Below are 22,538 nucleotides of genomic sequence, written 5' to 3' on the forward strand. Positions count from 1 at the left end.
GGACGCGGGCAAGGGGACGCGGGTGGCCTCCAGGGGCGCGGGTGGCCGACCGCCTCAGTTATGGAAGGGCATCCGCTTCTTCGCCCAGGCGGCCAGCTGGGTGGAGGTGTGACCCGGCCAGTTCGCCTGCACCACGGTGGTCGGGGCGGACTCGTAGGTCCACCAGCGCCACGGGGCGTTCCGGCGGCCCCCGACGAGCAGGCGCCCGGTGTCACCCTCCGCCTTCCAGCCGCCGGCGGCGACGCCCTTCATCGCACGCAGGGCCTTGTACCGGCGGCCGGTCGCGGCCTCGGAGCTGTAGTCGAACACCGTGAGCGTGAGCTTGCCCGGATACCGGCAGACGATGCTCCCGGTCGCGCCCGCCGCCTTGCCCGGATTCGCCCGGCAGACCTGGCCGGAGCTGCCTTTGACCCCAGGGCGGACGGGCACGATGCCGGTCCACGTACTGGCGATGTTCTGGAGCTTGCCGTACGGCGTGGGGGCCTTGGCCGCGACCGCCTCACCGGGCTCACCCTCGACCTCGTCGGCGTCCAGCGCCACCACCGTGTAGGTGTGGACGCGGCCGTCGCCGGGCCGGTCGGCCAGCTTCGGGGTGGTCGCGGTGCGTACTTCCTCGGCCTGGGTGCCCTGGTCGCGGTACACCGAGTACTGCTCCGCCCCGGGCACCTCGGCCCAGTTCAGGGCGATCGAGATGCCGACGGTGCGTGCCTGCAGGCTCTCCACCGGAGGCAGGAGGGACGGCGTCGGCGTGGCCGGGGGTGTGGTGGGCGTGATGGTTGCCGAGGCCGCCTGCACCCGGTCGGTCTTCGTCGGGCTCGGCAGCGTGTTGTTGTGCACCAGCCCGGCAACGATCAGCGAGGCGGCCACCATCACGACTGCGCCCCCGGCCGCCGGCACCAGCAGGCGACGGCGGTTCTTCTGCGCCGCGCTCGCGCTCGCCGCCTCGACGTCGAACCCGTCGCCCGGGTGACCGAGCAGACGCAGTGACCCGGTGTCGGTGAGCTCCGGATCCGGCCGGGCCGCCTCGACGTTCTTGCCCGGCGTCAGGTAGTGCTCGGGGGTCGAGGACGACGGCGGCGACCCGACCTCGACGGGTGCGGGCGGCGTCGTCAAGCCGGCGACGACCTTGCCGTTCTTGCCCTTCGCGTTCGGGGTGGGCCGCAGGCTCAGCCCCTCGGCCGGTGACGCCGGCTGACCCGGGCCGCCCGTGGCGATGCGCCCCGCCGCGGTGCGCGTCGCGGCCTTGGAGAGGCCGGGGGCGGCGGACGGGTCCTGGCCCAGCATCGTCGGGCTGACCCCGAGCACGTCGTAGACCGAGCGCACGATCAGTGGCATGCGGGCGTCGCCGAGCAGGTAGATGCCGTCGAGCGTGGCCGGCCGATGACCCGACGACTCGATCGTGGACTGCAGGGTGCGCGCCATCTGCAGCACCTGCCGGCGCAGGGCGTTGTCGAGCTCGATGCGGTCGAGACGCAGCGGGCCGTCCGGGGTGAGGCCGGGGATGCCGTCGATCTCGACCGTGGCGCTGTGCCAGGCGGTGAGTTCCTCACGGGCGCGGCGCACCTGGAGGAACAGCCGCTGCTGCAACCCGCGCCAGGGCTCGCCCACGGGTTCGCGCAGCCGGCCGGCCAGGGCGTCGTCCGCCCCCGGGACCCCGGTGATCCGCTCGGTGGCACGCTCGAACAGCATCCGGTCGAACAGCTCGCCGCCGATGTTGTCGAGCCGGCTCTCGGCGAGGATGACGGGGTTGCCGGACACCCGGCCGCCACCGTGGACAGACGCGTCTTCCATCAGTGACGCGGACTCCAGCACCCACATGCGGGTCTGGGAGTGACCGATTGCCAGCACCCCGACCACCGAGCCCCCGGAGAACCGGTTCTCCGTACGTAGCGCGGCGGCCACGGCAGAAGGGTCCCAGTCGGTCACGCGGTACTCCTGTCGGTTCAGGCAATGGCCCGGAACGCGCCAGAACGGACCGGGCTATACAAGCGCTAGAGACTAGTCGAGCACGCGCGCGGCCAGGAGGGCAAAGCGGGTCACATCACGTAACGAATCACGTAACGAACCGCGAGTGAGCAATTCCCACTCTGCGCGACGTTCGGGGGATCTGCGCCACGGGCGTAAAGCCTGGTCCGGTGCCGATGCGCGAACTAGGCTCGAATCCCCCACCCATGAGGAGCTTCAGCCGGTGAGCAAGCCGATCCTTCTCACGGTCGACGACGACCCTTCGGTGTCCCGGGCGGTGGCCCGTGACCTGCGCCGTCGCTACGCCGAACAGTACCGTGTGGTCCGGGCCGACTCCGGCCCGCAGGCCCTGGAAACCCTGCAGGAGATCCGGTTGCGCGGTGACCGCGTGGCGGTCCTGCTGGCCGACTACCGGATGCCGGAGATGAACGGCATCGAGTTCCTCGAGCGCGCGATGGACCTGTTCCCCCGTGCCCGCCGGGCCCTGCTGACCGCCTACGCCGACACCGACGCCGCGATCGAGGCGATCAACGTCGTCGATGTCGACCACTACCTGCTCAAACCGTGGGAACCGCCGGAGGAGAAGCTCTACCCGGTGGTCGACTCGATGCTCGAGACCTGGGCGGCAGCGGGCGATCCGGAGATCGAGTCCACCCGGATCATCGGTCACCGCTGGTCGGCGCAGGCCTACGAGGTGCGTGACTTCCTGGCCCGCAGCGGCATGCCCTACCACTGGTACACGGTGGAGGACGAGGAGGGCCGCAAGCTGCTGGCGGCGGCCGGCGCAGGCGAGGCCGACGTGCCGGTGCTGCTCACGGCCGGCGGTGACGTGCTGCTCAACCCCTCGCTCAGCGAGGTGGCCGACAAGATCGGGCTGTCCACCACGCCGGCCGAGGACTTCTACGACCTGATCATCGTCGGCGGCGGGCCGGCCGGGCTGGGCGCCGCGGTGTACGGCGCCTCCGAGGGCCTGCGCACCGTGCTGGTCGAGGGCCGGGTCACCGGTGGCCAGGCCGGGCAGAGCTCGCGCATCGAGAACTACCTGGGCTTCCCCGAGGGGGTGAGCGGGGGCCAGCTCACCGACCGGGCCCGGCGCCAGGCCAGCCGGCTGGGCGCCGAGCTGCTCACCGCCCGCCGGGTGGTCGGCCTCGAGACGCACGGCCCCAAGCGCGTCGTCGAGCTGGACGACGGGCGCCGGGTGGCCGCCCACGCCGTGCTGCTGGCCACCGGTGTCTCCTACCGGCGGCTGCGGGCCGACGGTGCCGACGACATGGTGGGCAAGGGCGTGTTCTACGGCTCGGCGGCGACCGAGGCGCAGGCCTGCGCCGACCAGCACGTGGTGATCATCGGCGGGGCGAACTCGGCCGGTCAGGCCGCGATGTTCTTCTCCCGGCAGGCCGCCAAGGTCACGCTCGCCGTGCGCGGGCCCGACCTGGAACGCTCGATGTCGCACTACCTGATCCAGCAGATCCGCGGCAATGACCGCATCGAGGTGCGCACCTGCACCGAGGTGTCGTCGGTGCACGGTGACGGGCACCTGCAGAAGATCGTGCTGCGCGACAACGTCTCCGGCACCACCGAGGATGTCGACTGCGGGCACCTGTTCGTCTTCATCGGGGCCGCCCCGCTGACCGACTGGCTGCCCGACGAGCTGGAGCGTGACGAGGCCGGGTTCCTGCTCACCGGCACCGATCTGCTGAACGCCGGGAACCGCCCGGCCGGCTGGGCGCCCACCCGCGACCCGTTCCCGCTGGAGACGAGCATCCCGGGCGTGTTCGTGGCCGGGGATGTGCGGTCCACCTCGGTCAAGCGGGTGGCCTCGGCCGTCGGCGAGGGCGCGATGGCTGTGTCCCTCGTCCATCAGTATCTGGCCCACCCCTAGAAATGAAGGACGCCCACCCGCCTCGGGCGGGCGTCCTCACTTCGGTTCTGGGCATGTACTGGGCATGTATCCGGCTCGCGAGACGTTGGAGAAATGGTGACCACCGCGGAACAACCCATGGAGCGGCTCACCCCGGCCGAGCTGTCGCGCTTCTTTCTGTTCGAGAAGCTGAACGCCGAGCAGCTGCGCTGGATGTCCGAGCACGGCGAGGTCGTGCGGTATCCGGCCGGGGCCACCGTGTACAGCGCGCAGGAGCCCGCCACCTGCTTCTTCATGCTCGTCTCGGGCCGTCAGGCCCTGCTCAAGCAGGTCGGCGACCACGAGGTCGAGGTCTCCCGCTCCGACTCCCCGGGCGTCTACACCGGCGCCACCTGGGCCTGGCTCACCTCGGCCCGGGAGGCCGCCCAGAATCCGTCCTACGGCGGCTCCCTGCGCACCCTCGACGAGTCGGTCTTCTTCCGGATCCCGGGCGAGGAACTGGCGGAGGTGCTCAAGGAGTGGTTCCCGATGGCGATCCATCTCCTCGACGGCCTGTTCACCGGCATGCGCACGTCCGACGCGGTGATCGGTCAGCGTGAACGGCTCACCGCGCTGGGCCGTCTCACCGCGGGCCTGACCCACGAGCTGAACAATCCCGCCTCCGCCGCGGTGCGGGCCACCGCCACCCTGCGCGAGCGGGTCGCGGCCATGCGCGGCAAGCTCAAGCACCTGGCCTCGGGCAAGGTCGACCCCGACACCCTGGTGAAACTGACCGGGCTGCAGGAAGACGCGATCGAGCAGTCGGCCAAGGCCAAGTCGGGCAAGACCAAGCACCTCACCCCGATGCAGGCGAACGACCTGGAAGACGAGTTCAGCGACTGGTGCGAAGACCACGGCGTCTCCTCGGCCTGGCAGCTCGCGCCGGTCTGGGTCGCCGCCGGTCTGGATCTGGAATGGCTGGAAGGGCTTTCGGATTCCATCCCGAAGACTCACCTCGAGGCCGGCCTGAAGTGGATCACTTACGCGCTCGAGAGCGAACAGCTGATGGCCGAGATCGAGGACGCGACCGATCGCATCGCCACCCTGATCAACGCGGCCAAGCAGTACTCGCAGATGGACCGCGCCGAGTACCAGCAGATCGACGTGCACGAGGGCCTGAACAGCACGCTGATCATGCTCGGGGGCAAGGTGCGCGCCGGGATCAAGCTGGAGAAGACCTACGACAAGTCGCTTCCCGCGATCCCGGCCTTCCCGGCCGAGCTCAACCAGGTCTGGACCAACCTGATCGACAACGCGATCCATGCGATGAACGACCGCCCCGAGCGCAAACTCTCGATTACCACCGGCTCGGCGGGCGACTTCGCCCTGGTCACGATCTCCGACACCGGCCCCGGCATGAGCCCGGAGATCCAGCGGCGCATCTTCGAGCCGTTCTTCACCACCAAGCCGATCGGTGAGGGCACCGGCCTGGGCCTCGACATCGTCTGGCGCATCGTGGTGAACCGGCACGGCGGCGACATCAAGGTGACGAGCGTTCCCGGCGTGGGAACGACTTTCGAGGTACGCCTGCCCCTGACGGCACCTCGGGCCGGCTGATCACGTACGGACGCGGGGGGCCTCCCCGGTCAGGTCGATGAACCGGGGAGCGGTGGCCTCGTCGGGCCGCTCGGCCGGGTCCAGCCGCAGCAGTCCGGTCAGCGACCCGAAGGGTACGGCCGCCCCGCGGGCGGCGGCCCGCCGCACCGTGTCCGAGGGCCGCGCCGCCCGGGTCAGGCCGCTCTCGGCCCGCTCGATGATCTCGCGTTCGCGGCGGCCGGTGACCACCAGCGAGCGCTCGGCGCACCAGGCCGCACTGGCCCCGAGAAGCGTTGCGGCGCGCTCCGGATCGCTCTCCGCACGGGCCGCCCCGAGCAGCCCGGCGATGCGCGGCAGGGTGAAGAACCGACCGCCGCGATGAGCCTCGCGGAGCCCTGTGCGCAACGACCGCACGGCCTGCCGGGCGTCGCCACCGCGTAGCTCCAGCACGCCACCGGTCACGGCCACCGCGGCCCGGACGGCCGGCCCACCGCTCTCGGCCGCGGTGCGGGCCTGGGTGATGAGGACCTGCGAGAGCCGATCCTCGCCGCGCTCCTGCGCGGCCTGCGCCAGCATGGCCAGCGGGTAGGCCAGGCGCGCGGGGTCGCCCTCCGCCGCGGCCCGGTGCCGGCTGCGCTGCCAGTGACCGATCGCCGCGGCGGTGCGGCCCAGTTCGTCGAGCACGTCGGCGAGGGTGTTGACGACCGCGTGCCAGAGCGTGCCCGGCAGACGCCGCACGGCCCGCATCTGCTCCAGGGCCCCCTCCAGCTCGGTCAGGGCCTCTTCGTTCCGGCCCAGGCTGCGCGCGGTCACGGCCCGCATGAGTGCCACCCGGACCGCGTTCACCGGGTCACCGGAGGTCGGCACGTCCGTCAGGATCTCCAGGGCCCGGCGTGGACTCCCGCCGAACAGGGCCAGACCTCCCCCGGCGATCAGCAGCCGGGACGTGGTGCGGTCGTGCGGTTTCCCGGCCCGGGCCCGGTCGAGCCACCCGGACGCGTCACCGAGGTCCCAGCGTCCGGTGCCCGCTCCCTGATCGAGCAGCGCCACCACGAGCCGGGCGAAGACCTCGCCGTCGCGACCCTGCGCGTGGGCGGCGGCCGAGGTCAGGTTGTCGAACTCGATCGCCCGGCCCGGACCGGCCCCGGCGGGTGCCTGGGCCGGGTCGAGCCAGCGGTCGGTGACCGGCGGCAGGGTGTCGGCGAACTCGGCGAACCAGGCGGCGTGCCGGTCGGAGCAGGCGGCCTCCTGCCCGGGGTCGGCCGCCAGCAGACCGCGGGCGTACTCCCGCACCGGCGAGAGCATGCCCAGCCGGCCGGTCTCGTCGATCAGCAGCAGATTCTTGTCGGCCAGCCGGCCGATCACGTCGATCACCTGGCCCGGACCGGGCACCGGCCCGCAGACCCACTCGGCGGCGTCCAGCGTGGCGCCCCCGACGAACACCGAGAGCTGACTCAGCACCAGGCGCTCGGTGTCGTCGAGCAGGTTCACGGTCCAGCTCAGGACCGAGCCGAGCATCCCGCCCGGCTGCCGGCGGGCCTGGTCCAGTTCGGCGCTGATCACGTCCGGGGACCGGCCCCGCGAGCGCGCGGCGGCCAGTTCCAGGGCCAGCGGCAGACCGTCCAGGGCGCGGCAGAGTTCGCTGACCGGGGCGGCGTTCTCAGCGGTCACCTCGAAAGCCGGCAGTACCGCCCGGGCCCGGTCGCGGAACAGCCGCACGGCGTCGGACGAGCGCACCGTGTCCACGTCGTCGGCCCCGGACCAGGCCCACGGCAGCGACAGCGGACCCAGGCCGACCACCTGCTCGCCCGGCACGCCGAGCGGGCGCCGGGAGGTGGCGAGCACGCGCAGGCCCCCGACCCGGGTGATGAGTGCGGTGACGGTGTCGACCAGGGACCCAACCGGAAGGGGGGTCCCGCGTGTTGCCCTCGGTGGGTGGGAGGTCCGGCCGGCCTCGACTGCTCCGACGAGATCCAGGTCGTCCAGCACCAGCAGGCAGGGGGTGGCGGCGAGTGCGCGGCAGACCGTGTCCAGCGGTGCCTCGCCGGGGAAGTCCGGCACCACGCCCAGCACCCGCCGCAGGCGTTCGGCCAGCCCGGCGCTGTTGCTGCCGGTGTTGCCGTCACCTGCGCCGCTCTCACCAGTGCCGCTCTCACCAGTGCCGCTGACACCCGTATTTCTGACACCCCTGTTGCTGACGCCGTTTCCGAGTCCGCCCAGGGGCACCACGAGCACCCGGGGCCCGGACATCACGTCGCGAGCCCGGTCGGCCAGGCGCCGGGCCACCACCTGCGCCGCCAGCCGGGTCTTGCCCGCCCCGCCGGGTCCGGCGATGGTGACCAGCCGGACGTCCGGACGCCGAAGTAACTCCAGCGCCGTGCCGAGTTCGACGCTGCGGCCGATGGTCCCGGCGCCGAACGCGGTCCCGAAGGCGGTGCGCTTGGTCCCGATCACGGGGATTCCGCCGGTGTCGGCCAGGCCGTCCCCGTCCGGTACCCCGGGCATACCCGGCAGCACCGGAGCGCCCGGCCCGGTCGAAAGTGTCGGTGGACGGGACACCAGGTTTACCGGACCGACGGGTTCAGCCTCCGGCCGTCCCGGAACTAGCTGGCCGAACCGCGCATGATCACGGCCAGGACGGTGCGCGCCGGCGCTAGGCGTGTTACCCGCCCCGAACGCCCGTCCAACCCCGGACGAACCCCCGGCCCCGGTGCCGCTCCCGACCCCGGGCCGGTTCCTGACGCCCGCCCCGTTCGCGAGCGAAATCCCGGTTCCGAATGAACTTCCGGTCCTGACTTCACTTCCAGATGCTGACGCCTCTCCGGTTGCGGAACCAGAACCCTCTTCTCCCCTTCCGCCCCCGGCCCCACGGCTTTCCGGGGTGAAACGCGATTCGACCCGGGCACGAAACTCACCCGCACCGGCTGCACCAAGACCGCCCGGAACCACCGGAGGCCCGACCGGATTCGCCGAAGACGCCAAGCGAAACCCCGGCGAATCCACCGAAGAAACGGGCGAATCCGCCGAAAACCCGGACTGATCCACCGAGAACTCGGGAGCGGCGTCCGCCGGGTCGGGCCGGAACGCCGCCGGCGCGACCCGGGGCTGGAGCGGGATCGTGCTCATCGGCATCGGTGCACCGCCCGAGCGTGGTCCCGGGATCCGGCCCGGGAAAAGCCGGTTCACCATCCGCGAATTGAACTCTGTTTCCAGTCGCACGGAGTCACTGCCCTGGGTCAGCAAGGAGGCCTGGACGGCCCGCGACACCGGGGCCGGGCGCAGGGGCCAGCCGTCGACAAAACTGGGCGATTCAGAATCGGTCTCGCGCGCGGGAGTGACCGGACCGAGCTCCTGTCGCAATAACCGCCCGTGCAACTCCCGAAGCGCTGGACCTGGGTCGATGCCCAGTTCGTCGCCCAGCCGCCCGGCCGCGGCAGCATAGGCCGCGAGCGCCTCGGCCTGCCGGCCCTCCCAGTACAGCGAGGTCATCAGCTGGCCGACGAAACGCTCGTTCAGGGCGTGTCGCCGGACCAGGTCCTGAAGTTCCGGGATGAGCCGGGAATGGCGCCCCAGAAGGGATTCCGCGTCGATGCGGTCGGCGATGGTGGATTGCCGCAGGGACTCCAGCCGGGCCACCGACGCCACTGCGCCCGGCACCCCCGCCAGATCGGGCAGAGTGGTCCCCCGCCACAACTGCAACGCAGAACGTAATTCGTGGGCCGCACCCACCGGATCACCTGCGGCGAGACGGGATCGGCCCGACTCGCTGGCCTCCTCGAACCGACGCGAGTCGATCGCCTCCGGAGGGAGGTCAAGGAGATACATTCCGGATACCGTACGTAATGGAGGCACTTCGCCAGGAGCGGCGAGCAGGCGTCGCAGCCGCGAAACGTACACCTGCACGGTATTACCCGCCGAGGGGGGCGGGGCGTCACCCCAGAGCAGGTCGATCAGCCGCGAGGCCGGAACGGCCACTCCCACCGAGAGGGCGAGTAATGCGAGCAGGGCACGCTGGCGGGGGCTGCCGGCCGATACCGGGCGACCTGCCCGCACGATCTCCACGGGTCCCAGGACCCGGATCCGGTCGGAGGAGTCCGATCGCGATGCGTGCGCCACGGAAAGAACCTATTCGCTACCTGGGGTCAATGCCTGGTCATTCACAGTGTTCATGCGTTCTACCAGGGCGTTCAGTAGTCATTAAGTGGCTTGTCGGACCTTCCCAGCAGATTTGTCGTCATCGAGGCACCGGGACAGCACCGGGGCCGGATGATTTCAGGGGAGGTGCACCACGATGCGCGGTCAGACCTGGGGCTGAGCCCACGAGCAAGCCGTTCCGTGTCGAACTCGGCACCGACAGCGTGCCAGTAGATACGGCAACGAATAACGCGCACTGCCCCCAGCCTCACGGCATGGGGGCCGGTCGCGGTTTTGGCACTCGTACCAATAGTTTCACCAGTAACACCAGAAACATGACGAGAGGGCCTGGACGCTGTGAGGGCGGTGTCACGGGCAAGAACGGCGGGCATGACGGGGGAGACGACAAGGCGTGTCGACGAAAGTGGCAGATCCACCGATCGAGATCGAGGGCCGGCTGGGCCCTGGAGGCAGGGAAGACGACCGTGACGCAAGTCCGGTGAGCCCCGCAGAGCCGGGGAACCACCCGGACACGCTGGAAGGGCCCGCCGCGCAGGCCCTCGCCTCGGCCGAGGCGGCCGAGGCGGCCGCAACCGAATCGGCTTCGGCGGATGACGGGCGACCGGCCGGTTACCGGGACGTGTTCGGGGTCCGGGAGTTCCGCGCGGTCTTCGCCGCGGACCTGTTCTCCCTGATCGGCGACCAGATCGCCGCCGTCGCGGTGGCCGTACTGCTCTACCAGGACAGCGGCTCGCCCCTGCTCGCCGCCGCCGGCTACGCCACCGCCTACGTGCCCTGGCTGCTCGGGGGTCCGCTGCTGGCGGCCTGGGCCGAGCGCTTCGCGGGCCGGTCGGTGATGGTGGCCTGCGACCTGGGCCGGGCCTTGCTCATCGCGATCGCCGCGCTACCGGGCATGCCGTCGCTGGGGGTCGCCGGGCTGGTGTTCCTGGCCGCGATGTTCGCGCCCCCGTTCGACGCGGCCCGCTCGGCCCTGCTCGCGCAGATCCTGACCGGCAACAAGTACCCGGTCGGTATGTCCCTGCGTCAGGCCGTGCACCAGATCGCCCAGCTCGCCGGCTTCGCGCTGGGCGGGGCCCTGGTGCTCGCCCTCAGCGCGCCCGGCGTGCTCGCGCTGAACTGCCTCACCTTCCTGGCCTCGGCGGCCCTGCTGCGCGCGGGCCTGGTCGCCCGGCCCGCCCCCGCATCCGAAACGGCCGAGACACCAGGGGCAGAGCCAGAAGCACCAGCAGAGGACGAGGCACCGGCACCCCTCGCGGGGGAACAACCCCCGCCACCGGCCCGGGCCCCCGGTGTTCCGCACCAGCGCGGCCGGCAGACCGTGCCGGTCATGCAGCGCGTCGCCCGCACCAGCGTCTCCACCCAGGTACCGGGCCCCCGCAGCCGCACCCAGGACCGCTCGTCCACGAACGGGACCCGTTCCCGGCTCCGGGGCCGGCGGGCCGCGCAGGCCCGCCGCGTCCAGCGCCGGGCGAGCTCGAGCGTGTCCTCGAACTCGGTGTGGGGCGACATGATCGCGGGGCTGAAAGTGGTGCGCGGTGACGCGCAGATCTGGTTCCCCCTGATGCTGGGGATCGTCGGCGCGGCCTACGCGATCGTGCCGGAGGCCATCGCGACCGCCTACGCCGCCGAGCTGGGCCACGGCTCCAGCGTGGTCGGGCTGATCATGGCCGCCGCGGCGGCGGGCAGCGTGGTGGGCGGCCTGGCGATCGGCCGGTTCGCGGCGCCCCGCACCGCCTCCCGCCTGATGTACCCGCTGGCCCTCGTCGGAACGGTTCCGTTGCTGGTCATCGCGCTGCGCCCGGGTCTGACGGTGAGCCTGGCCATGTTCGTGCTCTGCGGGCTGGGGCAGGCGTTCCAGGTGGTGGCCAACACCCAGTTCGCCTCGAGCATCCCGCCCGCCGTGCGCACCCGGGCCTTCGGCATCGCGATCGCCGGGCTCTACGGCGGGCAGAGCCTGGCCATCCTGCTGGCCGGGGCGGCGGCCCAGTGGCTGGCACCCAGCACCGTGATCGCCGCCTCCGGCCTGATCGGGGCGGCCGGGCTACTCCTGCTGCCGCGACTTCGCCCCAGCGTCCTACGACCGCGCGGACGGCACTCCCACCAGTGAGTCCTCCAGAGAGCTGTCCGGGCTCACCGTCTCCGCGGGCCGCTCCGAAGCCGGTGCGCCGAAGGTGGCCTCACCCAACGGCCGGTCGTCCCGCAGGCGCTCGTCCCGCTCGTCCTCGCCCGAGTGATCGGGTGTCTGGAGATCGAGGTGGGCAGTCTGCGGATCGGGCAGGTGCGGCTCTTCACGCCGCCGGCGGCGGGCTCCGTCCGGACCGGCTGCCTTCGACGTGACCACGCCGTCCGCGTAGGTCTGCTCGGCACCACCGATGTTGCGCTGCACCGGCAGCGACTGCGGGTGGTTCTTCTGCAGCCAGGTCAGCAGGGCCTCACGGATGTCGCACCGCAGGTCCCAGGCGGCCGGGCCGTCGTGGGCGGAGGCCAGTACCCGCACCACCATCGTGGTCTCGGTGGTGTCGGCGACCTGTAGCACCCAGGCCTGGCGGTCCCACAGCGGGTTGGCGTCGATGACGGACTGCGCGTAGTGCCGCAGCTCGGTCAGCGGGGTGGCGTAGTCCAGGTGAAGGATCACCGACCCCAGCACCCGGGCCTCGTTACGGGTCCAGTTCTGGAACGGGTTCGTGGTGAACCAGCTGGTCGGCAGCACCAGGCGACGTTCGTCCCAGAGGTGCACCACCACGTAGGTGAGGGTGATCTCCTCGATCCAGCCCCACTCGTCCTCGATCACCACCACGTCGTCGATCCGCACGGCGTCGGTGAAGGCCAGCTGGAGCCCGGCGAACATGTTGCCCAGCGTGGTCTGCGCGGCGAGACCGGCCAGGATTCCCGCGATACCGGCCGAGGCCAGCAGCGAGGCCCCGAACGTGCGCATCTGCGGGATCGACATCAGCACGGCGGCGATCCCGACCAGAACCACCACGACCCCGAGCACCCGGCGGACCAGGGTGATCTGGGTCCGCAGCCGGCGGATCCGGCGGTTGTCGGCCACGTCCATCCGCAGCCGCCAGAAGAGAATCTCCTCACCCACCTGTAGCGACCGGACGATGAGCCAGCAGGCGGCCAGGATCACCGCGATCCCGGCCGTGCGGGTCCAGCCGGGGTGGATGCCGTTGATGGCCTGCAGGGCGACCTCGACCGCGATCGCCACCACGGCCAGCACGAACGGGTGGCGGCAAAGCCGGTGGATGGCGATCAGGCCACCGGCGTTCCGCCGACGGCCGATCCGGGCGGCGACCCAGGTGAGACCCCAGGCGATCACACCGGCCGCGACGGCCGCCACCGCGACCAGGAGCAGTTGGGTCCAGAAATCGAGGTCCACGTATCTCCTTCCCGTTTCCGCCCACGGAGAACCGCAGCGGGTCGGGTAGGTGTCAGGTGCTCGTCAGCCGACCGCCGGCGTCTTCGTCACGGCGGATCCCAGGCTGAACACATCGAACGACGACGGTATCCAGCACTCCCGCACCCTGCTGCTCGACATTCACGCACCTCGTCGCCTTTGGGCACAAAATCCCAGGTCGTGCGCCAGTTCTGAGAGGCGAGTCACTCCGGGGAGCGATAGAAAGGCGCCGTGAGTGATCAGACTGCGCCGTCCATCGTCCTGTTCACCCGGGACCTGCGGGTGCACGACAACCCGGCCCTGCACGCGGCGGCCGGGGACGGCCCCGTGGTGCCGCTCTTCGTGCTCGACCCCAAGATCCTCGACGGTTCCTACAACCGTCCCAACCGCGGCCGGTTCCTCGCCGAGAGCCTGGCCGACCTGGCCTCCTCGCTGGAGAAGCGGGGTGCCGGACTGGTGATCCGCCGGGGTGAGGTGGCCTCCGAGGTCGCGAAGGTGGCGAAGTCGGTGAAGGCGCGGGCCGTGCACATGGCCGGCGACGCGAGCGCCTTCGCCCATCGCCGCGAGGACGCCCTGCGCGAGGCCCTCGAACCGCTGGACTGCGATCTCCACGTGCACGACGACTCGCTGTTCGTGGTGCCGCCGGGACAGGTGACGGCGGTCGGCAAGAACCACATGGCCGTGTTCACGCCGTACCACCGCAAGTGGTCGAAGGAGCCGCGGCGCGCTCCCCTGGCTCCCCCACGCAAGCTGTCGATGCCGGAACTGCCGATGGGAAAGGTGCCCACCTCGTCCTCCATCAGCCAGGGACCGACCGCCCCCTCGCTCGCCCGGGGCGGGGAGAGCGCGGGCCGGAAACTGTTCTCGGACTGGCTCGACCGGCACGCCGAGGACTACGAGGACGGCCATGACGACCTGGCCGGTGACCGCACCAGTCGCATCTCCCCCTACCTGCACTTCGGTTGTCTCTCACCGCTCGAGGTGGTGACGCAGGCCGCGCCCGCCGAGGGCTTCGTGCGGCAGGTGGCCTGGCGCGACTTCCACCATCAGGTGCTGGCGGCGCACCCGTCGTCGACGCGGCAGGACTTCCGCACCCGGCACGACCGCTGGCGCACGGGGGCGGACGCGCAGCGCGAGTTCGAGAAGTGGAAGGACGGACGCACGGGGTGGCCTCTGGTGGACGCCGCCATGCGTCAGCTGCTCGACGAGGGGTGGATGCACAACCGGGCCCGCCTGGTGGTCGGGCACTTCCTCACCAAGACGCTGTACCTGGACTGGCGATGGGGTGCCCAGCACTTCATCGACCACCTGCTCGACGGCGACACCGCGAACAACACCATGAACTGGCAGTGGGTGGCCGGCACCGGCACCGACTCCCGGTTCAACCGGGTGCTCGACGTGACCACGCAGGCCCTGCGCTACGACTCCCAGGGCAACTACGTGCGGCGGTACGTGCCGGAGCTCTCCGAGGTGGGTGGACCCAAGGTGCACACCCCCTGGAAGCTGCCCGCCGACGTCCGCAAGCATCTCGACTACCCCGAGCCGATGGTGGACGTGCGGGAGGGCAACGATCGTTTCCTCGCCGCCCGGGGGAAGAAGTAGAACCAGCCCTGTTCGTGATCATGCTGAGGTTCCCCGGGGAACCTCAGCATGATCACGAACTGAAAGACGGGTTCAGCCGAGGCGGAGCTGACGCACCCGGATCGTGTCGGGCAGGCGCCGCAGGGCCTCAACGGCCTGCTCGGTGGGCTCGGCGCCGATGTCGGTGATCACGTAGCCGATGTCACCGCGGGTGCCCAGGGCCTGGCCGTCGATGTTGACCTTCTCCTCGGCCAGCACGCCGTTGATCGCGGCCAGCACGCCCGGGGTGTTGCGGTGGATGTGCACCAGGCGCGTGGCCTCGTGCTCCGGGGTGGCCAGCGGCGGGAAGTTGATGCTCAGGGCCGTGCTGCCGTGAATGGTGTAGTCACGCAGCTTGCCCGCGACGAACCGGCCGATGTCCTGCTGCGCCTCTTCGGTGGAGCCACCGATGTGCGGCGTGAGGATCACGTTCGGCATGCCCTGCAACGGGGAGACGAACTTGTCGCCGCGGCCCTTGGGCTCTTCGGGGAACACGTCGATCGCGGCACCGGACAGCTGGCCCGACTCCAGGCGGCGGCGCAGCGCCTCCTGGTCGACCACGAAGCCACGGCTCAGGTTCAGGAAGATCGCGCCGGGCTTCATCAGGGCGAACTGCTCGTCACCGAAGAAGTCGGCGTTGCCCTTGCGGCCGTCGACGTGCAGCGTGACCACGTCGACCTTGGCCAGCAGCTCTTCGAGGGTGTGGATCTGCCGGGCGTTGCCCAGCGGCAGGCGGTCGGCGGTGTCGTAGAACAGCACCTCCATACCTAGGTTCTCGGCGAGCACGGAGAGCTGGGTGCCGATGTTGCCGTAACCGACGATGCCGAGCTTGCGGCCCCGCACCTCGTGCAGACCGGTGGCGCTCTTGTCCCAGACGCCCGCGTGCATGCCGCGGTCTTTCTCGGTCAGGCGCCGCGTCATCGCGATGATCTCGGCCAGAGCCAGCTCGACCACGCTGCGGGTGTTGGAGAACGGCGCGTTGAACACGGCCACGCCCCGGCCCTGGGCCGCCGCCACGTCGATCTGGTTGGTGCCGATGCAGAACGCGCCGATCGCGAGCAGGTCGGGAAGCTCCGCCAGCACCCGGTCGGTGACATTGGTCTTGGAGCGGATGCCGAGCAGGTGCACGCCCGCTGCCTGCTCGATCAGCTCGTCCGCGTCCAGCGCCCGATCGATCGAGACCACCTCGGCGCCGACCGCTTCGAAGGACGCGACGGCGTCCGGGTGGATGTTCTCCAGCAGCAGGACCTTGACGCCGGCGGCGGGAAGCTTCTTGTTGCTCACTGCAGTCACACTCACAAGCTGTAGGTCGGCACGATGTGGGCTCTGAGCCGGCGGCTCATGCTTCCGGCGTGTTACGTGAGATCTAGAACTCTACCCCGCGGCGATTCCGTCCCACCTCTGAGTAAATCGCCGCTTCCGAGGTGTGAAGGCGCTGTGAGCCACCCGTAATCCCTGAAGAATCACCTTGCCCCGACGACTGCATCGGTACGCACCGAGACTCGGTCGTCGCGAAGGGAGCTGCACCGCCATGTCCATCAGCTCGATCAGTAGTTCCTCCTCGACCCGGGCCGCCCAGTTGCTGGTGAGCCAGCGCAGCGCCTCGAACCAGAGCGGCGGTGCGCTCGGCGTGGCCGCCCAGGCCCTGGGCCTGAGCACCAGCGACCTGTCCGGTCAGTTGCAGGAGGGCAAGACCCTCGCCGACGTCGCGAAGACCCAGGGCGTCTCCCGCGACGATCTCGCCGCGGCCCTGAAGGCCGGGCTGCCCTCCGACGCGGCCTCGCGGTCGGACGCCGACAGCATCGTCGACTCGATCATCGACAAGGTCGGCGGAATCAGTGGCCCCAGCGGCGGCAGCGCCCCTCAGGGACCCCCGCCCCCTCCGCCGCCGACCTCCTCCAACAGCACGACCGGTCTGCTCAGTGGCACCCTGACCAGTGATCAGCAGAGCACCCTGGACACCCTGAGCTCGCTGCTGGACACCGACTCCGACTCGCTGCTCAGCAGCCTCCAGAGTGGCACCAGCCTCTCCGACCTGATCAGCAACGCCGGTATCAACACTTCAACCCTGGCCTCGGTGCTGCAGGACGGCCTGCTGTTCGACACCCGGGCCTGAACACCCCCACAAAAATTGCCGTGATCATGCAAAACCTCCCCGGCGTTCTAGAACTCTGACTCCGAGAGCTCTGGAACGCCGGGAAGGTTTTGCCTGATCACCCAAGGGTCTGGAGCGGAGTTCAGCTCGCGGAGGCGGTCGCCGCCGGGGCTGCGGTGGAGAGCTCGATACCGCAGGCCTTGAGCGCGGCCTGGGCGTCCGCGTCCTGCAGGATCTCGCCCATGCCGCCACCCATACCGCCGCCACCCCCGCCCGGGCCGCCGCTCGCACCGGCGCTGGGCATGTCGGTCGGGCGGCCGGACGAGCCCGCGCTGGGCAGGTCCGTCGGCCGGTCGGTCGGCATGGCGCCGGGCGTGCCGTTCTGCGTGCCGCCCGGGGTCGGCAGGTCGATGCCGGCCGCCGTCAGGCACTCCTGAATCTGCTGGAACTGGCCGTTGTTCCCACCACCTCCGCCGGGTCCGGCGGCCGTCGTGGACGCCGCGGCCGAGGTGGAACCCGACGACGAGCCTCCCCCGCAGGCGGCCAGTGTCAGCGCGATCATCGGGGCGATTGCCACCGCGGTCAGGGTTCTGCGGTTGCGAACCATCAGTAGTGCTCCTTCTTCTGTCATCCGAGAACGAAAACTTTTATGACGCTGAGATACTCGTCGCTGTGACGACACCGTCGCCCGCCTTCGTACCCACCACCGACACCGAGACGCCCTTGACCAGGCCGGAGAGCGCCGTGGCGGACGAGTCGGTGACCGTGGTTCCCTGGGGCACCTTCACGGTCACGGCCGTACCCGAGAAGTTCTTCACGATGAGCGTGCGGCCCGACACCTTGGTCACGGTGCCCACGACCACCGGACTGGTGGACGCCTGGTTACCCGAGGCGCCCGCCGAACCACCGGCGGAACCGCTCTGGCCACCGAAACCGCCGCCACCGTAACCACCCCCACCACCGGGCAGTGCGCCGGACTGGCCGTAGCCGCCCCGCGACTGGCCACCACCCATCGCCGACATCCCACCGCCGGGCGCCCCGCCCGAGGAGTTGCCGAACTGCTTCTGCACCGCCACGCCGCCGATGAAGGCCAGGCCCGCGAGCACGGCGGCCATCAGGGCGATCGTCACCTTTCCCATCCGGCGGTTGCTCTCGGCCAGCAGGTCCAGGTCGTCGTCGGCCGGCTGGATCGGGGCCTGGTCCCCGTTCCGGCCCTGCGGAACCGGTTCGTACGAGGGAACTCCGGGCTGCAGAGCGGTCCGGTCGATCCCGGTGGGTGACGTCGAATCAGCGGTCACAGCGGTCTGCTCCTGTTGGGCTCGGCCGATCCCGCGGACCGGCTGGTGGCGGTTCACTCGTATCGGAGGGCGTCGATCGGGCGCAGCGACGCCGCCCTGTTCGCCGGGTAGAGGCCGAAGAACAGCCCGATGAGCACGGAGACACCGAACGACAGCACGACCGAGTACGGCTCGATCACCGGCTTCACGCCGACGATCGTGAACTGGCTGCCGACGACCCCGATCAGCACGCCCATCAGACCGCCGAAGACCGACAGCAGCACGGCCTCGACCAGGAACTGACTGACGATGTCGAACTTCTGCGCCCCGATGGCCTTGCGGATACCGATCTCCCGGGTCCGCTCGGTCACCGTGACCAGCATGATGTTCATGACGCCGATCCCGCCGACCAGCAACGAGATCGCGGCCACCGCGGCGAGCAGCACGGTCAGGGTGTCGGTGGTGCTGGTCGCCGCCTCGAGGAAGCTCGAGGCGTTCGAGACGCTGAAATCGGCGTCGTCCGAAGTGGTCTTGTGCCGGGAGTTGAGGATGTCCTCGACCTCCGACTGCGCCACCTCCACCGTCTCGGCCGAGGTGGCCTGCACGGTGATCGAGTCCACCGAGCCGTAACCGGTCAGGGTGTCCTGCACCGCCGTGAGCGGTGCGATCACCACGTCGTCCTGGTCGGTGTTGCCGCTGGTGCCCTTCTCGGCCAGGATCCCGACCACGCTGAACTCGACCCCGTTGAACTGCACGGTCCGGTCGAGCACGCCGCTGCCGTCACCGCCGGCCAGGTCCTCGGCCACGCTGACCCCGACCAGGGCCACCCGCTTGCGGTCGGTGTAGTCGGAGTCGGTGAACGCCGATCCCTTCGACACCGTCCAGTCGCTGATGGCCAGGTAGCTCGGGGTGGTCCCGGTGAAAGTGGTGACGTCGTGGCTGGCACCGGTGTAGGTGGCCGTCACCGAGCTGGCCGCGACGGTCGGGGCGACCGCCTTCACATCGGGCGCCAGCTCGTCGTCGAGCAGCGAACCGGCGTCGTCCTCGGTCAGTTCCGCGATCCGGGTCTGGGTGCCGGAGTCGACCGAACTGCCACCGCCGCCACCACCGCCGGGGAAACCACCGCCTCCGCCGCCACCTCGTCCACCCGTGCCGCCCTGACTGCTCGAGACCGTCAGGGTGTTGCTGCCCAGGGACGAGATCTGGTCGGCCACCGCGGCGCTGGACCCGGTACCCACCGAGACCAGGATGATCACCGAGGCGACCCCGATGAGGATGCCGAGAGTGGTCAGTGCGGAACGCATCTTGTTGCCCAGCACACCGCGGACGGCGAACCGTGCGGCCTCGGCGAACCGGCTCATCGGGAGACCCCCGGAGGTGGGTCGGTGATGCCCGCGACCCTCTCGTCCATCACGATCTGCCCGTCCCGCAACCGGATCACGCGCTTGGCCCGGGCGGCCACCTCGTCCTCGTGGGTGATCACGCAGAGGGTGCGCCCGGCCCTGCTGAGATCGTCGAACAGGTCGAGAATGTCGGCCGTGCTACGACTGTCGAGCGCGCCGGTGGGCTCGTCGGCGAGCAGCAGCACCGGGTTGGTCACGAGGGCCCGGGCCACCGCCACCCGCTGCTGCTGACCACCGGAGAGCTGGGAGGGGATGTGATCCAGCCGGTCTCCCAGACCGACCCGTTCCAGGGCCGCCCGGGCGCGCAAGCGGCGCTCGGCGGCCTTCACCCCGCCGTAGGCCATCGGCAGTTCGACATTGGCCGTCGCCGAGGTCCGGGCGATCAGGTTGAACGACTGGAAGATGAAGCCGATCTTGCGGTTACGCACCAGGGCCTGGCTGCGCTCGTTGAGCCGCCGGGTGTCGACGCCGTCGAGCAGGTATCGGCCCTGGGTGGGGATGTCCAGGCAGCCGATGATGTTCATCAGCGTGGACTTTCCCGAGCCGGAGGCTCCCATGATCGCCACGTAGTCACCGGTCTGGACCACCAGGTCGACCCCGGCCAGGGCGTGCACCTCGGTGTCGCCCAGGCCGTAGGTCTTACGCAGCGAACGCACCTCGATGACCGGACGGCTCGCGGTCTTTGAAGCCACCGGCGGAGGTACCGTCTCGGTCACTGCCGGCCACCGCCTCCACCGGGCATCCCGCCACCGCCGCCACCGAACCCGCCGCTGCTCCCGAAGCCGGGAACGCCACTGCTGGAGGAGGAGTCGTCGGTCGTGGTGGGGATCTGCACCTCGTCGCCGGCGGAAAGACCGCTCTTGATCTCGGTGGTGCTGGAACCCTCCAGGCCGATCTCGACCTCGGTGGTGGTGGCCACGCCGTTCTTCAGCAGGCTGACCGTGCTGGTGTCGCCGGTCGTGGTGATCGCCGAGGTCTGCAGCACCAGAACGTCTTGTGCGGAACCGGTGGTGATGACCACGCTGACCGAGGCGCCGAGCCGGGCGGTGGAGACCGGGTCGGTGACCGTGATCGTCACCTCGTACTGCACCACGTTGCTGCTGGTGGCGCCCTCCGGCGAGATCTGGCTGACGGTGCCGCTCATCGTCTCGTCACTGGCGGAGAGCGTGATCTCGGCGTCCTGGCCGGTCTTCACCGAGCCGATGTCGGCCTCGGCGATGCTCGCCGTGACCGTCATCTTGCTGGTGGCCGCCAGACTGATGAAGGCGCTGCCGGAAGAGCTGCTGGTGCTGGAGGACGAGTCGGTGCCCGTCTCGCTGCTCGATCCGCTCCCGGAGGAGGACGAGGAAGAGGACGACCCGGAGCTCACGCTGTCGCCGACCTCACCGCCGACCGTGAGGATGGTGCCGGCGAACGGTGCCCGCAGCCGGGTGTCGGCCAGGGCGTCCTTGGCGTCCTCCACGCTGACCTGCGCGGAGGCGATATTGACCTTCGCCTCGGCGAGCTGGGCGTCGGTGGCACCTTCCTGGTTCTTCTCGATGTCCACCTTCTTCTGCGCCAGCTGCGACCTGGCCGAGGTGAGCTGCGAGCGCGCCTGGGCGAGCGTCTCCTTGTCCTTCTTGAGGGTGGCGGAGGGGGCGCCGGCCGCCTTGTCCGAGGCCAGCCCGGTGGTCGCGGAGTCCACCGAGTCCTGGGCGGAGTCGACCGAGTCCTGGGCGGTCTCCAGGGCCAGCGAGTCCACCTCCTTCTCGGCGGTGGTCTGACCTTCGGTGAGGTCGTCGTAGGAGGCCTGCGCGGAGGCCAGGGAGGCCTTGGCGGAGGCGAGTTCCCGCTGTGCTGCGGCCGTGTCGACGGTGGCCAGGATCTGGTTCTTCCTGACCTTGTCACCGACCTTGACCTTGACGGCGGTGACGGTGCCGGAGGCACCGAAGGAGAGGGAGGAGCTGCGCGAGCTCGCCAGGTTGCCGGAACCACTGACGGAGGCCGTGACGTTACCCGTGGAGACGGTCGCCGTGCGGCTGGTGGTGGCGGTGCTGGCATCGGAGGTGCCGACGGTGAGGTAGGCGATCACGACGATCGCTACCAGCACGACGAGGAGACCGAGGTTCAGCCAGTGGTTGCGCAGAAGAGCCTTGCCCTTGCGACCGGGGGAGGGTGAGGTAGCTTCACTCACCGCGCTGCCGTCCCCGTTGTCCGTACGGCCCGTGGGACGTACAGCCCAAAACCCAGATTCAAGCTCGTATCTCCTTATCCGGTGGCCTTTTGGGCGCACTGGCGGTTCAGCGGACGCCACACCGTCGCGGAGACCGCTGCACCAGGGCTGTGGTGACGCTATGAATCAGCCATGACCACTGGGCAAATGCCCTTGACCTGGACATACGTCCGCGCTCCGGACACGCTCACAGGCTTTTCACAGATATACGGCGGCTGTCGTTCAGCTTTGACGACCAGCTTGATTCCTGTGACGACCGCCCCCCTACGCCACCCCAACGGCGCGCCCGTTCGCGTGCTTGTGGTGGACGACGAACGCACCCTCACCGACCTGCTGACCATGGCCCTGCGTTACGAGGGCTGGCAGGTCCGTTCCGCTCCGGACGGCAACACCGCCGTCAAGGAGGCTCGCGACTGGCGCCCCGACGCCGTCGTGCTCGATGTGATGCTGCCCGACATCGACGGTCTGAACGTGCTTCGTCGTCTCCGCGAGGACGACCGGGACATCCCGGTTCTTTTCCTCACCGCCCGCGACTCGGTGGAGGACCGCATCGCCGGTATCACCGCCGGTGGCGATGACTACGTGACCAAGCCCTTCAGTCTGGAAGAGGTGGTGGCCCGGCTGCGTGGGCTGATCCGCCGCACCAGCCTGGCCGCCCAGCCGCCGGACGCGCAGCTGACGGTCGGTGACCTGATCCTCGACGAGGACAGCCACGAGGTCTCCCGCGACGGGGCCACGGTGAAGCTGACGGCCACCGAGTTCGAGCTGCTGCGGTACCTGATGCGCAACCCGCGGCGGGTGCTGAGCAAGGCCCAGATCCTCGACCGGGTGTGGAACTACGACTTCGGCGGCCAGGCCAATGTGGTCGAGCTGTACATCTCCTACCTGCGCAAGAAGATCGACGCGGGTCGTACCCCGATGATCCACACGGTGCGGGGCGCGGGCTACGTGCTCAAACCCGCCGCCGCCTGACCC

The 22,538-nt window shown here is 70.2% G+C and carries 15 protein-coding genes and 1 pseudogene; 6 read left to right on the forward strand and 10 right to left on the reverse strand.

Going from position 1 to position 22,538, the window contains the following annotated elements:
* Nucleotides 1–54 precede the first annotated feature (54 nt).
* Entirely contained in the window at nucleotides 55–1,926 is a 1,872-nt protein-coding gene (locus LR393_RS09140; RefSeq protein WP_231483136.1) for a hypothetical protein, read from the reverse strand.
* A gap of 262 nt (nucleotides 1,927–2,188) precedes the next feature.
* Here LR393_RS09140 and LR393_RS09145 point away from each other — a divergent pair, with 262 nt between their 5' ends.
* Together LR393_RS09145 and LR393_RS09150 are read left to right on the forward strand one after the other, a co-directional pair.
* Complete coding sequence (locus LR393_RS09145) at nucleotides 2,189–3,847, forward strand: FAD-dependent oxidoreductase (RefSeq protein WP_231483137.1); 1,659 nt, start codon at nucleotides 2,189–2,191, stop codon at nucleotides 3,845–3,847.
* A 93-nt stretch (nucleotides 3,848–3,940) separates the two neighbouring features.
* Nucleotides 3,941–5,422 (forward strand): ATP-binding protein, encoded by a 1,482-nt coding sequence (locus tag LR393_RS09150; protein ID WP_231483138.1) that lies wholly within the window; start codon nucleotides 3,941–3,943, stop codon nucleotides 5,420–5,422.
* Here LR393_RS09150 and LR393_RS09155 read toward each other — a convergent pair whose 3' ends face one another.
* Both LR393_RS09155 and LR393_RS36955 read right to left on the reverse strand, forming a co-directional pair.
* Nucleotides 5,423–7,960: an ATP-binding protein gene (locus LR393_RS09155; RefSeq protein ID WP_231483139.1), complete on the reverse strand. Its 2,538-nt coding sequence runs from the start codon at nucleotides 7,958–7,960 to the stop codon at nucleotides 5,423–5,425.
* 810 nt (nucleotides 7,961–8,770) lie between these two features.
* Nucleotides 8,771–9,517: pseudogene (locus LR393_RS36955) on the reverse strand (AfsR/SARP family transcriptional regulator); the annotation flags it as partial.
* A gap of 517 nt (nucleotides 9,518–10,034) precedes the next feature.
* On the opposite strand from LR393_RS36955, the gene LR393_RS09160 reads away from it, so the two are divergent.
* Nucleotides 10,035–11,663 carry an MFS transporter gene (locus tag LR393_RS09160; protein WP_231483140.1) on the forward strand — a complete coding sequence of 543 codons (1,629 nt, stop codon included), beginning with the start codon at nucleotides 10,035–10,037 and terminating at the stop codon, nucleotides 11,661–11,663.
* Here LR393_RS09160 and LR393_RS09165 read toward each other — a convergent pair.
* On the reverse strand, nucleotides 11,631–12,938 hold the full coding sequence (locus LR393_RS09165; protein ID WP_231483141.1) for a mechanosensitive ion channel family protein: 1,308 nt from the start codon (nucleotides 12,936–12,938) through the stop codon (nucleotides 11,631–11,633). The two genes, LR393_RS09160 and LR393_RS09165, sit on opposite strands and share 33 nt — an antisense overlap.
* 249 nt (nucleotides 12,939–13,187) lie before the next feature.
* Here LR393_RS09165 and LR393_RS09170 point away from each other — a divergent pair, with 249 nt between their 5' ends.
* Nucleotides 13,188–14,558, forward strand: a complete 1,371-nt coding sequence (locus LR393_RS09170) for a cryptochrome/photolyase family protein (RefSeq protein WP_231483142.1) — start codon at nucleotides 13,188–13,190, stop codon at nucleotides 14,556–14,558.
* A gap of 72 nt (nucleotides 14,559–14,630) precedes the next feature.
* Here LR393_RS09170 and serA read toward each other — a convergent pair whose 3' ends face one another.
* Complete coding sequence (serA, locus tag LR393_RS09175; protein ID WP_231483143.1) at nucleotides 14,631–15,860, reverse strand: phosphoglycerate dehydrogenase; 1,230 nt, start codon at nucleotides 15,858–15,860, stop codon at nucleotides 14,631–14,633.
* 247 nt (nucleotides 15,861–16,107) lie between these two features.
* Between serA and LR393_RS09180 the strand changes: the two genes are divergently transcribed.
* Nucleotides 16,108–16,692, forward strand: a complete 585-nt coding sequence (locus LR393_RS09180; RefSeq protein ID WP_231483144.1) for a hypothetical protein — start codon at nucleotides 16,108–16,110, stop codon at nucleotides 16,690–16,692.
* 121 nt (nucleotides 16,693–16,813) lie between these two features.
* On the opposite strand, the gene LR393_RS09185 is transcribed toward LR393_RS09180, so the two are convergent.
* From LR393_RS09185 to LR393_RS09205, 5 genes are read right to left on the reverse strand one after another with little or no spacing between them, the layout of a single operon-like run.
* The gene (locus LR393_RS09185) at nucleotides 16,814–17,278 is read right to left on the reverse strand and encodes a hypothetical protein (RefSeq protein ID WP_231483145.1); all 465 of its coding nucleotides are present in this window, start codon (nucleotides 17,276–17,278) and stop codon (nucleotides 16,814–16,816) included.
* 40 nt (nucleotides 17,279–17,318) lie between these two features.
* Nucleotides 17,319–17,969 carry a hypothetical protein gene (locus LR393_RS09190; RefSeq protein WP_231483146.1) on the reverse strand — a complete coding sequence of 217 codons (651 nt, stop codon included), beginning with the start codon at nucleotides 17,967–17,969 and terminating at the stop codon, nucleotides 17,319–17,321.
* A 53-nt stretch (nucleotides 17,970–18,022) separates the two neighbouring features.
* Nucleotides 18,023–19,309 (reverse strand): ABC transporter permease, encoded by a 1,287-nt coding sequence (locus tag LR393_RS09195; protein ID WP_231483147.1) that lies wholly within the window; start codon nucleotides 19,307–19,309, stop codon nucleotides 18,023–18,025.
* Nucleotides 19,306–20,043: an ABC transporter ATP-binding protein gene (locus LR393_RS09200; protein ID WP_231483148.1), complete on the reverse strand. Its 738-nt coding sequence runs from the start codon at nucleotides 20,041–20,043 to the stop codon at nucleotides 19,306–19,308. The genes LR393_RS09195 and LR393_RS09200 overlap by 4 nt, the downstream gene beginning before the upstream one ends.
* 20 nt (nucleotides 20,044–20,063) lie before the next feature.
* On the reverse strand, nucleotides 20,064–21,524 hold the full coding sequence (locus LR393_RS09205) for an efflux RND transporter periplasmic adaptor subunit (protein ID WP_231483149.1): 1,461 nt from the start codon (nucleotides 21,522–21,524) through the stop codon (nucleotides 20,064–20,066).
* A 288-nt stretch (nucleotides 21,525–21,812) separates the two neighbouring features.
* On the opposite strand from LR393_RS09205, the gene LR393_RS09210 reads away from it, so the two are divergent.
* Nucleotides 21,813–22,535, forward strand: coding sequence for a response regulator transcription factor (locus LR393_RS09210; protein ID WP_231483150.1), 723 nt, complete (start codon nucleotides 21,813–21,815; stop codon nucleotides 22,533–22,535).
* Nucleotides 22,536–22,538: the final 3 nt, after the last annotated feature.

The sequence above is a fragment of the Kineosporia mesophila genome, assembly GCF_021129235.1.
GTDB classification, from domain to species: Bacteria; Actinomycetota; Actinomycetes; order Actinomycetales; family Kineosporiaceae; genus Kineosporia; species Kineosporia mesophila.

Bases quoted from the DNA above. Each gene is read 5' to 3' on its own strand.
- LR393_RS09195 (WP_231483147.1), bottom strand. From the start codon at position 19,309: ATGAGCCGGTTCGCCGAGGCCGCACGGTTCGCCGTCCGCGGTGTGCTG.
- LR393_RS09180 (WP_231483144.1), top strand. From the start codon at position 16,108: ATGTCCATCAGCTCGATCAGTAGTTCCTCCTCGACCCGGGCCGCCCAG.
- LR393_RS09185 (WP_231483145.1), bottom strand. From the start codon at position 17,278: ATGGTTCGCAACCGCAGAACCCTGACCGCGGTGGCAATCGCCCCGATG.
- LR393_RS09150 (WP_231483138.1), top strand. From the start codon at position 3,941: ATGGTGACCACCGCGGAACAACCCATGGAGCGGCTCACCCCGGCCGAG.